13 protein-coding genes, 1 other RNA gene, 1 pseudogene and 1 other annotated feature are annotated in these 15,237 nt (G+C 61.1%); of the genes and pseudogenes, 6 read left to right on the top strand and 9 right to left on the bottom strand.

Annotated features, from left to right (window positions below):
• Positions 1–395: 395 nt before the first annotated feature.
• Positions 396–527, bottom strand: a pseudogene (locus tag CD04_RS25130) (IS110 family transposase); the annotation flags it as partial.
• Between CD04_RS25130 and CD04_RS22365 the strand changes: the two are divergent.
• Positions 499–1,143 (top strand): RNA-guided endonuclease InsQ/TnpB family protein, encoded by a 645-nt coding sequence (locus CD04_RS22365; protein ID WP_369792761.1) that lies wholly within the window; start codon positions 499–501, stop codon positions 1,141–1,143. The pseudogene CD04_RS25130 and the gene CD04_RS22365 overlap by 29 nt on opposite strands.
• Positions 1,144–1,306: 163 nt before the next feature.
• Positions 1,307–2,338, top strand: a complete 1,032-nt coding sequence (locus CD04_RS0101760) for an IS110 family transposase (RefSeq protein ID WP_031404103.1) — start codon at positions 1,307–1,309, stop codon at positions 2,336–2,338.
• A 389-nt stretch (positions 2,339–2,727) separates the two neighbouring features.
• Here CD04_RS0101760 and CD04_RS0101755 read toward each other — a convergent pair whose 3' ends face one another.
• From CD04_RS0101755 to CD04_RS0101725, 7 genes are all read right to left on the bottom strand, one after another.
• Positions 2,728–4,266: an IS66 family transposase gene (locus tag CD04_RS0101755; RefSeq protein ID WP_031404102.1), complete on the bottom strand. Its 1,539-nt coding sequence runs from the start codon at positions 4,264–4,266 to the stop codon at positions 2,728–2,730.
• 68 nt (positions 4,267–4,334) lie between these two features.
• Positions 4,335–4,676 carry an IS66 family insertion sequence element accessory protein TnpB gene (gene tnpB, locus CD04_RS0101750; protein WP_031404101.1) on the bottom strand — a complete coding sequence of 114 codons (342 nt, stop codon included), beginning with the start codon at positions 4,674–4,676 and terminating at the stop codon, positions 4,335–4,337.
• Between the two features lie 3 nt (positions 4,677–4,679).
• Entirely contained in the window at positions 4,680–5,045 is a 366-nt protein-coding gene (locus tag CD04_RS0101745; protein WP_031404100.1) for a hypothetical protein, read from the bottom strand.
• Positions 5,046–5,262: 217 nt separating this feature from the next.
• On the bottom strand, positions 5,263–6,315 hold the full coding sequence (locus tag CD04_RS0101740; RefSeq protein ID WP_031404099.1) for an IS5 family transposase: 1,053 nt from the start codon (positions 6,313–6,315) through the stop codon (positions 5,263–5,265).
• 132 nt (positions 6,316–6,447) lie between these two features.
• Positions 6,448–7,620, bottom strand: coding sequence for a DNA polymerase IV (gene dinB / locus CD04_RS0101735; protein WP_031404098.1), 1,173 nt, complete (start codon positions 7,618–7,620; stop codon positions 6,448–6,450).
• 221 nt (positions 7,621–7,841) lie between these two features.
• Positions 7,842–8,960 (bottom strand): IS630 family transposase, encoded by a 1,119-nt coding sequence (locus tag CD04_RS0101730; RefSeq protein ID WP_197032992.1) that lies wholly within the window; start codon positions 8,958–8,960, stop codon positions 7,842–7,844.
• A 160-nt stretch (positions 8,961–9,120) separates the two neighbouring features.
• A complete protein-coding gene (locus tag CD04_RS0101725) occupies positions 9,121–10,092 on the bottom strand; it encodes a cation diffusion facilitator family transporter (protein ID WP_031404096.1) in 972 nt (323 codons plus the stop codon).
• A 289-nt stretch (positions 10,093–10,381) separates the two neighbouring features.
• On the opposite strand from CD04_RS0101725, the gene CD04_RS0101715 reads away from it, so the two are divergent.
• Together CD04_RS0101715 and CD04_RS0101710 are read left to right on the top strand one after the other, a co-directional pair.
• Positions 10,382–11,613, top strand: a protein-coding gene (locus CD04_RS0101715; protein ID WP_156030029.1) for an IS3 family transposase whose coding sequence is annotated in 2 segments (ribosomal slippage) — positions 10,382–10,670 and positions 10,670–11,613 — 1,233 coding nt in all. Because the reading frame shifts where the segments join, the coding sequence is not laid out codon by codon here.
• Positions 10,660–10,776 (top strand) — a sequence feature (AL1L pseudoknot). It overlaps the preceding gene by 117 nt.
• A 48-nt stretch (positions 11,614–11,661) precedes the next feature.
• Positions 11,662–12,057: a DUF167 family protein gene (locus tag CD04_RS0101710; protein WP_231480425.1), complete on the top strand. Its 396-nt coding sequence runs from the start codon at positions 11,662–11,664 to the stop codon at positions 12,055–12,057.
• Between the two features lie 328 nt (positions 12,058–12,385).
• Here CD04_RS0101710 and ssrA read toward each other — a convergent pair.
• Positions 12,386–12,745: a transfer-messenger RNA gene (gene ssrA / locus CD04_RS22865) on the bottom strand.
• A 147-nt stretch (positions 12,746–12,892) separates the two neighbouring features.
• Between ssrA and CD04_RS0101695 the strand changes: the two genes are divergently transcribed.
• Together CD04_RS0101695 and CD04_RS0101685 are read left to right on the top strand one after the other, a co-directional pair.
• Complete coding sequence (locus CD04_RS0101695; RefSeq protein WP_231480424.1) at positions 12,893–13,510, top strand: sigma-70 family RNA polymerase sigma factor; 618 nt, start codon at positions 12,893–12,895, stop codon at positions 13,508–13,510.
• Positions 13,511–14,106: 596 nt separating this feature from the next.
• Entirely contained in the window at positions 14,107–15,204 is a 1,098-nt protein-coding gene (locus tag CD04_RS0101685) for a permease (protein ID WP_081857746.1), read from the top strand.
• Positions 15,205–15,237 lie beyond the last annotated feature (33 nt).

Genomic DNA, 15,237 nt, shown 5'->3' with positions numbered 1-15,237 from the left:
CTGGTCAAGGTGTCTTTGGAGACGTCGGTTCAGTCACCAATGATTCTCCCCAACTTCGCGCTGGGCTGTCCAACTCATTGTTCGGTTCTTCCCGATCGAAAAAATTCATGAACACGTGCTCGCGCATTCCCCTTCCTCGTATGGTCGCCGTTGTCAATGATTGCATGTGAATGAGTTCAGATCGATCGGGTGATGCGCAGTGGCAAGGCGCGGCGATGAGTCAATCTCGTATCCGTGGGTTGGGTACCACCGTTCATCGATTTGTCTCGGCGGCTGCCTCGGTCGAGGTACGCTGGGTCATGGATGACATCGAATGCCGGAATAGGAAGGTCGAAGATTCCCCTCGTCGGGGCCACGGCGCATCGCCGGATCGATCTGCTGTTGCATTTCATGGTTCAGACTGGGCTGGGGCCTCGCAAAGGTGCCAAAGCATGGCAGGCCACGGCCCAGACGAAGCCGGCCAGATCGCGTGCCACGGCCACGCAAACCTTGTTGAGCGTGACGCCGCGGGCTTGCAGCCTGGCGAACGGATCGTTGCGCTTCAAACGGCTCGGGTGTCGCATCGCGAGGCTGCACGACCGGATTTCCAATCGGCGCCAGGACTTCGTGCACAAGGAAACAACCAAGATGGTGCGGCAATGCGCCGTCCTGGCGACTGAGCAATTGGCCCCGAAGACCATGAGCCGCAGCGCGAGGGGCACGGTGGATGCACCGGGCCGGCGGGTCAGGCAAAAGGCCGGACTCAACCGGGAGATCCTCTCGGCTGCGTTCGGCATGGCGCATCCGATGCTCGCGTACAAAGCGGAAGAAGCTGGTACGCGACTGCACCTGAGCAACACGCGCCAGCTCAAACCGTCGCAGCGCTGCGCGGCGTGCTGGGAGATTGTGCCCAAGACGCTCGCAGACCGCATGCATGTCTGCCCGCACTGCGGGCATGTCATGCAACGCGACCAAAACAGCGCGTTGGTGGTGCTCATCGACGCGAACACGCCTGGAACGGGCGTGGCGGCGAGACCGAAACCTCTGCCACGGCAACGGGACAAGTCCAAGTCTGTGACCCGCGAAACCCCCACGACAACCGCGCAAGATGCTATGGATGCCTCCCTCCTTCGGGCTGGGCAGTGGATTGGGCACAAAGCCTGAACAGCCGTTGGTCAGTAGAGAAGTCCCGAGTTGCGGGTGAATCCTCTGCTGGATACGGCATCAAAGCGCCCAAGAAGTGATAGACCACCGTCTTCACCAACACCACAGAGGATCCATCATGAGTCGTAATACTGGGATGCACGCGGGACAAGTGATTGGCACGATGGCCGGGCAGCAGGTGGTCGGCCTGGACATTGCGCAGAAGGTGTTTCAACTGCACAGCGTCGACATGGAGACCGGCGAAATCTCCAACGTGCAAATCAAGCGGGCAAAGGTGCTAGAACACTTCGCCAACCGCAGGCCCAGCCTGATCGCCATCGAGGCTTGCGGCAGTGGACACTACTGGGCACGGGCGTTGCGCTCTTTGGGCCATACCGTGCGACTTCTGCACGCCAAAGTGGTTCGCCCATTTGTCAGCGGAAACAAAACCGACGCCACGGACGCACGCGCCATCTGGCTGGCGGTGCAGCAACCTGGTGTCAAGTTTGTGGGCATCAAATCAGTAGCTCAGCAGGCGACGTTGACATTGCACCGGCAGCGTCAGGCACTGATGAAGATGCGAATCATGCAGACCAATGCACTGCGAGGGTTACTCTACGAATTCGGAGCCACCTTCGCCAAGGGCGATAAAGCGCTGTTCAGCGAAATTGAGTCGGCACTTGAGGCGCTGGCAAGCACCCTCCCGCAGGTGGTCGTCGACAGCTTGCGGGAGCAGGTCATGCGTGTCAAGGCTTTTGAAGTGGACATTCTGGCCATAGAGGGTCGACTGAAATTGCAACTCCAGCAAGACCCCCAGATGCAGCGCATTGCCAAGATTCCAGGCGTCGGATTGCTGACCGCCACAGCGGCCATAGCAACCATGGGGGAAGCCAGCGCATTCAAGTCCGGACGTGAATTCTGTGCCTGGCTGGGCCTTGTGCCGTCACAAAGTGGCACCGGTGGCAAAGTTCGGCTGGGCAGCATCTCCAAACGAGGGGACACCTACCTACGTACCCTGCTGGTCAATGGTGCCAGAGGCGTAGTGCACAACGTCAGGCAACCAAGTCCCTGGATGGCGGGGCTGAAAGTACGACGCCATTCGAATGTCGTCTGCGTGGCGCAGGCAGCCAAGATGGCGAGAACGATCTGGGCACTTACTGCCAAAGCGCAGGAGTATGAAAGCAACCATGTGAGTGTGAAACCCGAAATGGCGTGAATCGCCGGCGCCAAACAATGGTGCCAATCCGCTGACAGGAGGTGTGAATAGATAGCAGGCAGCACAAGCGAAGTGATGTGAAAGTGGTCAGACCGCGGGTGAGCAAAACCTGGTAAACCGCTCGGACGTAAAAAGTCCTCGCGAGAGATGAGGTGTTCGCCAGCGAATAAGCATCGGGGCCCGCAGATCCCAGGCAACTGGGCAACTGCAATGAGGCCGGATATAAGGACGCAGCCGACTTCTTCTCATCACAAGCAAAATCTGCTTGCTATCCGGGAGGCATCCATATAAGCGGTTTAGTGGCGGGAGAGTTCATTGAATTACCGCTCGTGAACAGACCGTTGATTCGTAAGCGTCCAGCGAACCCATCTTGACCCCTGCAGTAAGAGTCAGGTGCTGACGGCAGGGGTGTTGGCTTTGGCCCAGTTGTGCGGCAGCAATTCGCCCAAGCGGCTGTTGGGCCAGGTGGGTAGCTTCGTCAGCACGTCCTTGAGATAGGCCCAGGGGTCGACCTCGCACAGCTTGGCCGATTCGATCAGCGTCATGAGCACCGCGGCTCGGCTGCCGGCTTGGGGCGAGCCCACAAAGAGCCAGTTTTTGCGGCCCAGGGCGAGGGGACGAATGGCGTTTTCCACGGGGTTGTTATCGATGGGCACGCGCCCATCGCTGGCAAACACGCACAAGGCGCTCCAGCGGCCCAGCGCATAGTCGATGGCCCGCGCCGTGGCGTCCGCCTTGGCCAGGAGTGGGCGCTGGTCGAGCAGCCAGGCGTGCAAGGCATCCAGCAAGGGTTGGCTTTGGTGCTGGCGCATGACGGTGCGCGCATCGGGCGGATGCTCCCGAAGGGTCTGCTCGATGCCATACAAGGCCCCAATGCGCTCGAGTGCCTCCTGCGCGATGGCGCTGCCGGCCAGCTTGTGCGCCTCGAAGAACTTGCGCCGCACATGCGCCCAGCAACCCGCTTCGACGATCGAGTCCTGGGCATGGAGGGCGGCGTAGCCGCTGAACCCGTCGGTCAGCAAGGTCCCTGACCAGTCCTGCAGGAAGTCGCGCGCATGCGCACCGGCGCGGCTGGCGCAATAGTCAAACACCACGGCCGGGGTCAACGCGCTGCGGTAGACCCAGACATAGGCGCGGTGCGTCTTGCCGGTGCCCGGGGCCAGCTCGGCCACCGGGGTCTCATCAGCGTGCAGCACGGGCTGCGCCAACAGATGGTCTTTGAGTGCCTGGGCCAGCGGCTCCAGGCGCACGCCACAGATGCCCACCCACTGCGCCATGCTCGAGCGCGGGATGTGCACGCCGCTGCGACGATAGATCTCCTCCTGGCGGTACAGCGGCAGGTGATCGTCGTGCTTGGCCAGCACCACCTGCGCCAGCAGGCCGGGAGCGGGGATGCCCTTGTCGATGATCTGGGCCGGCATGGGCGCAGCCAACACCGTCTGGCAGCATGCGCAGGCGTACTTGCCGCGGATGTGCCGGTGCACGAAGAAACGCGTGGGCTCGCAGTCGAGCTGTTCGCTGATCTCCTCACCGATGCGGCGCAGGGCGTGGCCCTGCGGGCACTGCCCCGATTCGATCTCGTAGCGGTGTTCGATGCGCGGCAGTTGACTGGGCAGTGGTTGGCGTTTGGGGCGACGTTTGCCTGGGGCTGTGCGCTCCTCATCGGCTGCCCGGTCCTCGGCCTGTTCCTCGGCTTGCAGCAGCGCCTGCGTCTTGGCATCGAAGAGCTCGCCCTGGGTGTCCAGTGCCTCGCTCGATTGCCCAAAACGCCATTGCTTGAGGCGCGCCAGCTCGAAGCTCAGGGCCTCGATCTTCGTCTGCTTCAACTTCAGATCCGCCTGCATGCGGGCAATGACCGCACGCGCGTACTGCGCCGTCGGATCGTCCCCCAGGGCCTGCAGTCGGTCGGAATCGATGGCGTCGAGCATGGGCACATTCTCGCGCGCGTGAGCGCGCGCGAGCAGTGGGAGTTGTCCGGATCGACAACAACCCGGGTCTACACCACGGCAATGGCTGCTGCCGTGGCGTGCGCCGTCATCCGCTGCCACGGCAGCCCGGCCACCAGCCAGCGCCATTGCTGCTCGCTCAGGTGCAGCGCCTCACGATCGTCCTGCGGCCAGACGAACCGGCCTTCTTGCAGTCGGCGCGTGCACAGCCAGATCCCGGCGCCATCAAACACCAGCACCTTCAGCCTTGTCGCGCTGCGGTTGGCAAACACGTAGGCGTGGTGCCGTTGGGCCGAGCCAAACCGGGCCACAACCTGCCCCAGCAGGCTGTCCATGCCGCCGCGCAGATCACTGGCACCCACCGCCAGCCAGACGGCCTCAATGCGCAGCATGGCTCACCCCAGCCAGGCTCGCAGCCACTGCGCGCACTCCGCCGCATGGGCCACAGGCCAGTCGATCTGCGCCCGCCGAGCGCCAGCCACGCAGGTGATGCGCGCGTGGGCCGGCAGCGCATCGGCGGCCACCGCACCAGACCTCGGGCTGAGCCGGGCTTGCACGAACCCGCTCGCACGCGCAGGCACCTCCTGCCCTGCCAACTGCGCCCGCCAGCGCGGTGCGTGGGACAGCCAGCCCCGAAGCTGCCCGTAGCTGACGCCATGGCTTTGGGCAAAAACCTCGGCACGCCCACCGCTGGCCTTGAGTTCATCGAGGATCGCCAGAATCTCCCCAATCCTCTCCTCACTGAGCTTGTCTGATCGCATGCAGCCTCCCAAAACCCCAAGCTTCGCTCAGCCGTCCTTCACTGAAAAGATGGGTTCGCCAGACGCATACGTTGATTCGAAAGACGCATGCATTTCTGCCTTCGGTTCGGCATGGTGACGGTCACACGTTGCCCAATTTCCGAGCAAACGCGGCGATTTCGGCCTGCACAGGCCGGGAGGCCGGGCCATGAACGGGCATTTCCGGGCTTTCGGCCCATCACACGCATTGCGGACGCACGTTGGCCAAGGTGCGCATCCGGGTGAGGATGTAGGCCGCCATCGTCAAGGTCAGGAGCTGATCGGCTTTCTCTGCCCCCCGCACCATGATCTGGCGGATCGGGCCGATCGTCTTGCCCCAGCCGAAGTCCTGTTCGATTCGCTTACGCCTGCTTGCGCTGATGACTGCGTAGCCAGCGTGCCGCGTCGTGCGACCACCGATCGCACTGCCTCCGGTGCGCTTGGTGCTCTGCGCCACGTGGGGTGTGACGTTCATCTTGCGGCGCGCCTTCACGAAGCAGCGCATGTCGTACCCCGTATCGGCGCCGACCATGATCCGAACGTCGCGCTTGGCGACATCGGACAGCATACGCTCGTCCACGTCGCGCTCGGCACACCCATCAGCCGCGCTAGCCTGTACGTTGACGACCAGACCGTGGCGGTTGTCGGTCAGCACATGCCCCTGATAGTTCGGCAGCGCAGGCGCTGCGCTGCTCTTGCGATACAGACGGCTCTCGGGATCGTGCATCGAAGCGTGCGTATCGTTGCTGCAGTTTTCGCCGTGCCAGTCCTCGGGCGGCCTGTCGTCCTCGCCGCCGTCCTTGCGCCTGACGCTCTTGCGGCTGGCCCAGGCATGGATCAGCGTGCCGTCCACGCTGAAGTGCTCGCCCGACAACAGTCCGCGCTTGTCGGCCATCTTCACCGTCGCGTTGGACAAATCCGTGACAGCGTCGAACTCGATCAGCCGATCACGAGTCTTGCCGAACACCGAGTGGTTCCACACCGCATCCTCAATCGACAGCCCGACGAACCAGCGAAACAGCAGGTTGAAGGACGTCTGCTTGACGATCTGGCGCTCACTGTGCACGCTGTAAAGAACGTGCAGCAACATCGCACGCATGAGCTTCTCCGGCGCCATGCTCGGACGACCACCCTTGACGCCCGCCTCGTTCATCCACTTGCGGATTGGGCGCAGCGGATGGGTCTGGGGCACGAACTCATCCAGCTTCAACGTGCTGAACAGCGCCGCGTTAAAGCTATCGGCTCCTCGCATCCTTCCTCTCTCACCGCCGATCTTCGTTGTCTGACATCGTCGCCGATCCCGGCGCGGTGGGCCAGCATTTCAACGGCCTGATAACGCCGTGCCCCGGCACCTGCGCTCGACTCAATGATGCGCGTTCCACACTCACATCGATTGATCGCATTTGATCCCCAACAGCTCCATCTGCTGTGGCGGATTCCTGTCACCCTCCAACTGTCCTTCAACACCCGCAAGCCCGCCTGCTCGGATCCCGAGCAGGCGCAACCTTTGCTGCAACTCGATCCGCTTAAGGCACATCCTGGCGGCACGCTGGATTGTTCGCGCATCAGCTGTCGGGGTGATCAGCGACACGTCCCTGGTGACTGTGCGAAAGTCCTCGAAACGCACTTTGATCCCAATGGTGCGGCCGGCCAAACCTTTGCGCTGCAGATCCGCTGCGACGCGCTTGCAGAGTTCCGCAAACACGGCTGAAAGCTCAGCTCGGTCAACAAGCGGATGCAGATCACGCTCGAAGGTGGTTTCGCGGCTAATGGACTTCCGTGTGACCTGGGTTACGACGGGACGATGGTCGATGCCCTGGGCCACGTCCCTCAGCCATGTTGCATAGGTGGCGCCGAAGTGCCGCTGCAACAATCCTGCATCTGCCATCGCCAATTCACCGATCGTGCGAATTCCCAGCCCTTCAAGCTTGAGCGTCGCCTTGGGCCCGATGCCATTGACCTTACTGACCAGAAGTGGCCAAATTCGCGTGGGCACGTCCTCGAGGCTCAAGACCGTGATGCCGTCCGGCTTGTGTAATTCCGAAGCAATCTTGGATAGCAGTTTGTTTGGTGTGATGCCAATGGAGCAGCTCAAGCCCGTCGCTTCGCGCACCGCCTGTTTGATCTGATGTGCCAGCGCCAGGGTGTCGTCCGGCAGCAGACTGAGATCGCAGTAAATTTCATCGATACCGCGATCTTCGATTTCCGGGGCGACGGTGGCCACTGCTTCTTTAAAGAGTTTGGAATAGTGCCGGTACGCCTCGAAATTCGCCGGCAGCAAATAGGCCTCTGGCGCGAGCACCGCCGCCTTCATCATGCCCATGCCAGAGAACACCCCCAAGGCGCGCGCCTCGTAAGTAGAGGTAGTGACCACACCACGTCCTGCGTACTCGCGCAGTCGGGCAAAGCGCCGGGTTCCGTCGGTCTTCGCCACCGGGTGCCAATCATGGCGCCCGCCAACCACCACAGGGTGTCCCCGAAGCTCGGGGTAGCGCAACAACTCCACCGAAGCGAAGAATGCATCCATATCCAAGTGGGCAATGCGCCGAGTATTCACAGTGGGAGACCGATAGTGAATGCTTCCGCGACTAAGCGCCTTGCGGCGCTGTAGTCGGGAGATGCGCGGTGAAATTGCTCAAATGCGGGGCCTGTCTGCTTCACGCGGGCTCTTCCCGGACGCACCTTGGCGCTCGCCTTGGCCGTCCCATCGGGTCGGAGAATGAATAACCCGCTCTCGGGCGCACAAGCAATGCATCATGTTTGCCTCGTACCCAAACGCTAGTGTAGTGTTGCATTCTGTTTAGAACTTAAGTGACTGTTGGCACGAATGACCTTCTGCAGGATGTCGGCAGCGCTCTTGGTCCAGATGAACGGCTTGGGTTTGGTGTTGTGATGGGCAACGTACTCATCAATGGCAGTGATCAACTGCGGCACGCTGGTGAACACGCCGCGGCGCAGCCGATTGACGGTGATGTCGCGGCAGAAGCGCTCGACCCTGTTCCGCCACGACGCCGAGGTCGGCGTGAAGTGCATGTTGAATCGCGGATGCTTGGTCAACCAAGCCTGTACGGCAGGATGCTTGTGCGTGGCGTAGTTGTCGGCGATCAGATGCAGCGTCTTGCCTTTGGGCGTCTCGCGGTCGATCTGCCGCAGGAACTTCCGCCACTCGGTGTGGGTGTGGCGCTGCTGACACTGGCCGATGACCTGGCCGTCGAGCACGTTCAGCGCCGCGAACAGCGTGGTCGTGCCGTTGCGCTTGTAGTCGGGCGTCATCGTCTGCGCACGCCCCTTCTTCAGGGGCAGCCCAGGCTGTGTGCGGTCCAGCGCCTGCACCTGGCTCTTCTCGTCACAGCACAGCACCAAGGCGTGCTCGGGCGGCCACAGGTACAGCCCCACGATGTCTTCGAGCTTCTCGACGAACTTCGGGTCGCGCGAGACCTTGAAGCCACGCACCAGATGGGGCTTCAGGCCGTTCTTGCGCCAATGCCGCGAGACGCTGGCTGCGCTGACCCCCAACTCGGCGGCCAGGGTTCGGGTGCTCCAGTGCGTGGCCGCCTCGGGCTTGCGCTGGGTGGTCAGTTCGATGAGGCGCGCCACATCCACAGTCACCGGCGGTGCCCCGCGCGGCAAGTCGTGCTCGATGCCCGCAAGCCTGAACTCGGCATAGCGTTCGCGCCAGCGCGAGACCTGGACTCGCCCAATGCCCAGCTCGGCGGCAATCTCCTTGCTCTGCATGCCCTGCGAAGCCAGCAGCACGATGCGTGCGCGTTGCGCCAGCCTCACGCTGGTGAGCTTGGAACGAGCCAGCTTCGTCAACTCGGCTCGCTCCTCATTGGTCAAAACAATCTCAGGGGCAACTCGCACTCGCTCTCTCCACCCCAGTCCACAGTAAAACATTGGAGATGCAGCAAGACATTAAGTTCACTTAAGAATAATTCACTACACTCGCTACAGCGCATTGGACGCTCTGGATCGGCGATGTAGGGTACGCTGCCCATTCCCCTGGATCGACTCGTTGCGCACGCGGTGCGCGACAGGGTCATCGATCTGCACAAGATCAGCCAGGATTTTCAGCGTTTGCCCCCGCTGGCAAACCAACGTGATCCAAGTCCGGTTTGTGCCATGGATCGACGTGCGTCATCAAATTCAACACACGATGACGCTGCATTACACGATCCCGCGCAGCCACGGCAATGTCATGCCCTGCCTCAACGCTAATCGCTGCATCTACTTCGATATGGGCGTCAACGACGATCATGTCGCCCATCTTGCGCGTGCGCACATCGTGGACACCGAGCACCCCGGGCGTTTGCCTCAGGGTTTGGAAAATGCCCTGAACTTCCTGGTCATCGACCGCCCGATCCATGAGGTCATGCAACGCGTCCCAACCAAATTCCCAGCCCATCTTGGCCACCATGAATCCCACGATGAGTGCGGCAATCGGATCCAGAATGGGAAAACCCGCCAAATTGCCAATAATGCCGATGCCGACGACGACTGACGATGCAGCATCAGAGCGGGCATGCCATGCGTTGGCCACCAGGAGGCTTGATTTGACCTTCTTGGCCACCGACAACATGTAGCGGAACAAAAGCTCCTTGGCAACGATCGCTCCGCCTGCCACCCAAAGCGCCGCCAAATGCACCTTTTGGACCGTGTCAGGCTCTTCAAGCTTGCGAAAGGCCGACCACAACATGCCAACCCCAACAGCCAACAGCAGAACACCCAAAACCAGCGAGGCAGCAGTCTCGAAGCGTTGGTGGCCATAGGGATGCCCTTCATCCGCATCTCGCTGGCTGTGATGGCTTGCAAAGAGCACGACGAAGTCCGCCACGAGATCGGACAGCGAATGGATGCCGTCTGCCACCAAGCCCTGGGACTTCGCCATCAGACCGACTGCAACCTGGGTAAACGTCAACCCTAGATTCACTCCGACGCTGACCCATGTGCTGCGCGCGGCCGCTGCAGCGCGTTCGGCGGGGGTATGGTGAGGATCCTCGGAATCTTCGGGAAGGTCAGCAAACGACATAGGCATCATCAGGCTCAGCAAGCCAAAAATCTAACAAGTTGTGTCAGTTGAGAGTTTACCGACTTGCGATGAAACTCGACGCAATGAACTCTCCCACCGCTAACCGCATGCCAGCGCAGCGGGGGTTTCGCGGGTCAAGGACTTCGACTTGCCACGTTACCGTGGCAGAGTGTTGATTTCCACGCAGACCTGGTCGATGAGCAAAAAGAATCGTGGGCAAGTCAAGGGCCACCCGATCATGAACCGCCCCGGGATTTGAGGAGGCTCCAACATTCAAGAGAATGGAGCCATGAACAAGTCGAACAAGTTTTCCCCTGAAGTGCGTGAGCGCGCCGTACGCATGGTGCAGGAGCACCGCGGTGAGTACCCCTCGCTGTGGGCCGCAGTGGAGTCGATTGCCCCCAAGATCGGCTGCTCGGCGCACACCCTGCTGGAGTGGGTCAGACGCGACGAGGTCGATGCAGGCACGCGCCCAGGCGTGACCTCGGCAGAAGCGCAGCGGGTCAAGGATCTGGAGCGCGAGGTCAAGGAATTGCGCCGGGCCAACGAGATCCTCAAGCTGGCCAGCGCGTTTTTCGCCCAGGCGGAGCTCGACCGCCGACTCAAGAGCTGAAGGCCTTTGTTGACTCATATCGTGAACGCTTCGGGGTCGAGCCGATCTGCAAGGTCTTGCAGATCGCCCCAAGCGGATACCGCCTGCATGCGGCCCGGCAGCGCCATCCTGAGTTGCTGTCGGCACGCACCCAGCGCGATCAGCGGCTGATCCCCCACATCCAACAGGTCTGGCAAGCGAACATGCAGGTCTATGGCGTTGACAAGGTCTGGAAGCAAATGCACCGCGAGGGGGTGGTGGTGGCGCGCTGCACGGTGGAGCGGCTGATGCGCAGGCTCGGATTGCAGGGCACCAGGCGCGGCAAGGTCGTGCGCACCACGATCCCTGACGCCAAGGCGCTGTGTCCGCTGGACCACGCCCACAGGGTCTTCAAGGCTGCGCGGCCCAATCAGCTCTGGGTGTCCGATTTCACGTATGTGTCCACCTGGCAAGGCTGGCTCTATGTGGCCTTCGTCATCGATGTGTTTGCCCGGCGCATTGTCGGCTGGCGCGTGAGCAGTTCCATGCGCACGGACTTCGTGCTCGACGCCCTGGAGCAGGCGCTCTATGCCCGCCGACCCGAGCGGGGCGATGCCTTGATCCATCACTCAGACAGAGGTTCGCAATATGTCAGCATTCGCTACACCGAGCGGCTGGCTGAAGCTGGGATTGAGCCTTCTGTAGGCAGCAAGGGCGACTCCTATGACAACGCCTTGGCCGAGACGATCAACGGGCTGTACAAGGCGGAGTTGATCCATCGTCGCGCCCCCTGGAAGACCAGGGAATCGGTGGAACTGGCGACCCTGGAATGGGTGGCCTGGTTCAACAATCACCGCTTGATGGAACCCCTGGGTTATATCCCTCCGGCAGAAGCTGAGGCAAACTACTGGATGCAGCAAGTCAGTCAGACCTCCACGGTGGCGGCCTGACTTAAACCAACTGGCCTCCACGAAACCCGTGGGCGGTTCACAAATACTATGGCGCGAAAATCTAAATCCCAAGCTCAGTTGTTTGACGTCGACGAACAGGGCGATGAGATCAAGCCATCCGCTCCGCGCATGAAGATGACTACGCCCTGTGCTTGGGATGGCGACACTCTGGTCGTCAATATCCTAGGGGAACCCTCTGCCAAACGTGATGCCATTGGTAAGACCAAAGGGCATCAACTCAAGGTGAGTGTGACAGCCACGCCGGTGGCGGGCCGCGCGACCGACCATATGGTGAAATTCTTAGCTGAGGAATTCGGTGTTCCGGCCAAGGCCGTCACCGTGGTGTTCGGCCGGTTTAACGTCAACAAACAACTGCGTATTCATGCACCCAGCAAAATCCCAGCGGTGTTGGCTAAGTTTCTGGAAGATTCAGGTGCAACGTGAGGCGCTTTTGGCAGGCTCGCGCTGACATCCGTACCGCGCCGACACGCCGCCTCAGGGCGGTTTTTTTGTGCCTTTCGCTGTCTCGGTCGCACGCTCCCGAGCAAGCGAGGAAGCAAACCGATGGTCCGCAAACCCGCGTCAACACGCGACTTCTGGCCTTGAATGTTCAAGAGGGCAGCAGAGAAAAGAGAGAGAAAAACGGCGGAAAGTACGCCTGGAAGGGCGACTTCCAGAGGGCCATGCTCAAGAGGCCAAGGCCGGAAACCGCGCCAACACTGGCGCCGTGGGCAAAAAAAACCCAACCGATAAGGGTTGGGATTTCGAGTATTGGTGGAGCCGGGGGGAATTGAACCCCCGTCCGCAAACTCTCTGCTGCAAGCTCTACATGCTTAGTGCCATCATTTGGATTTAACCGCTCAGACGCAGGTGGACATGCTTCTAAACTGGCGATCCGCTGAATTTAACGACATTGCGCGCGGCGCACAAGATCGCGATCTGATGTTCATGACCTTGCAGGTGTTACCACCCCGGCCCATCAGCGTGCCGTTGCAAGGCTCGCGGCAATTAAGCTGCGAGAGCGAAACTATCGTCGTTCGCGTTTAACTTGATTCCAGTGGATTTACGAGCTTACTGGTGCTCGGCATGCACTCCACAACGTCAACATTCACGTCGAAACCGGGTCGGCCCCGAAGAGTCAGATGGTAACGAATTTCATCCGACTTTGCATACTTGGCGATACTGCGCCCGATTTCAAGAGCCGCGGTGAAAAATTGTCGGACGCAGCTCTGGCAGAGAGCGGCAGCGATAAAGGCTAACGGCACGTATGATTTCCGCCATGCCCACCAACATTCACCAGCCCACGCCTCTGACTGGAGCCACTCACATGCCGACAGCGGAAACCTGTGTGACCCGCGCTTGGCGGAAGCATCATTCGGAGATTGAAAGGTACCTGCGACATCGCGTGGGTGATGGCGATCAAGCAGCAGACTTGCTGCAAACCGTGTTCCTCAAAGCCCTGCATCAGGGGCGCAATTTCTGTGACCTCAAAGAACCGCGTGCTTGGCTGTTCACCCTGGCACGCAACGCTCTGGCCGATCACCTGCGCACGCTTCATCCCCACGACGCGTTATCTGAGGATCTGCCGGCGGAATCTGGTGAGCAACCGCCGGTGGAAACGCTGTCCGACTGCCTGCCCAAAGCACTCGCCTCGCTCACAAATGAAGACCGCGACGTCCTCGATCTCTGCGAGCTGCAGGGCATGACGCAGCGTGACTATGCCACGCTACGCGGCTTGTCTCTACCCGCAGCCAAATCCCGCGTTCTACGGGCGCGCGCCCGGTTGCGGGAAGCGTTTGTTCGTGTTTGCGGTGTGCGATTCGATCCGCAAACGGGGTTAGTGTGCTGCCATGCCCCACAAACGGCCCGCGGCCCGCACGGGCTGCCCGTGCGGTAGTTCTTTGCAGACTCGCGCTGACCTTGCCCCTCTTCCTCTTATATGCTCCCGCCCCACCAAGGCGACGCGGCCATTGCTGCGTTGTCCCGGTGCCGCCGATCGATCACACAGCGGTGCCGCCCAAGTAGCTGATGGCGATCTCCCGAGGCGTGACTTCGGGCTGTTGTGCCACTGACGCAAACCGGTATACCAACCAGCACTCCGGCTTGCTCGCCGAAACTTGACATCCCTTTGGCCAAAAAAGCGGAGGCTCCTACGGCGCTCATTCCGGCACTGAGCCGGGACGCGTCGCTTCGGTGGGTTCCTGCTGGCATTGCGACAGCATTCACTTCACACGCGATCCGGGCGTGCCCACCCTCAAATTAAATCCAGGTGATCAAGATCAGGCGATGTCGAGGTCCGGCGCCTTATGCCATATCTCCACCACTGCCTCGCTCGGGGCCAACCACACCTGGCTCATGATTCGCCTTGCGCTGAATTGGCTAGCTGCAATTGCGTCTTTGAGCTTTGGCATCCCGCCCAATGCATCCTTTTCCACGCTCATTCGTCTTCTTCAGGGAGCAACCCAAATCTAGCCCCTTGCTTGCGAGAGTTCGATGAATACGCAAACCGTTTCCCAAGACGCACCCCAAGCGGCCAAATGCACCGGCGAGTCCGACACAAATCGGCCCATTCCGGTCTGGCGCGCCTGGACGGTACCCACAGTGTTTGTCATGGGCTGGGTCCTGCTCTACAGCCAGCTCCAATCTGCCACCGATGCGTTCATGCACTGGCTGTCCGGCGCAAGCGGCATGGTCGCCGCCAGCCATCTCTACGGTGCGGTGAGTTTCTTCGCCTTCGAAGTGCCCAAGGTGCTGATGCTGCTGGCGCTGATCGTCTTCGTCGTCGGCGTCATTCAGACTTTCTTTACGCCCGAGAAGACGCGCGCCATTCTGGCCGGCCGGCGCCAGGGCGTGGGCAACGTGCTGGCGGCCACGCTGGGCATCGTCACACCCTTTTGCTCATGCTCGGCGGTGCCGCTGTTCATCGGTTTTCTCACCGCCGGCGTGCCGCTGGGCGTGACATTTTCCTTTCTCGTGTCGGCGCCCATGGTCAACGAGGTGGCGCTGGCGCTGCTGTTCGGCATGTTCGGCTGGAAGATCGCCTCGATCTATCTGGGGCTGGGCCTGGCCATCGCCATCCTGGCGGGGCTGGTGATCGGGCGGCTGAACCCGGTGAAGCTTGTCGAGCCCTGGGTGTTCGATATCCCGGCCGTCAGCAATGCCGAAACCAGGCCCGGCTGGGATGCGCGCTTTGCCCAAGGCTGGAAACATGTGCGCGAGATCGTGCTCAAGGTGGCGCCCTACATCGTCGCCGGCGTCGGCGTGGGTGCGTGGATTCACGGCTACGTGCCGCAAGACTTCATGGCGCATCTCATGGGCAAGGGCAACTGGTGGTCGGTGCCCCTGGCCGTGCTCATCGGCGTGCCCATGTACTCCAATGCGGCGGGCATCATCCCCGTGGTGCAGGCGCTCCTGGGAAAGGGCGCGGCGCTGGGCACCACCCTGGCGTTCATGATGGCTGTCACCGCCTTGTCCTTCCCCGAGTTCATGATCCTTAAAAAGGTGATGAAACCCAAGCTGATTGCGCTATTCGCCGGCGTTGTGGCCGTGGGCATCATCATCGTGGGCTACGTCTTCAACGCCCTGATGTAACGCGCAGGTCGATCACTTCCCTATCTTTCCACA

Source organism: Thiomonas sp. FB-Cd, from assembly GCF_000733775.1.
GTDB lineage: Bacteria > Pseudomonadota > Gammaproteobacteria > Burkholderiales > Burkholderiaceae_C > Thiomonas_A.
Note: the sequence above shows the minus strand (reverse complement) of the source record. Positions and strands in the feature narration are given on the sequence as shown.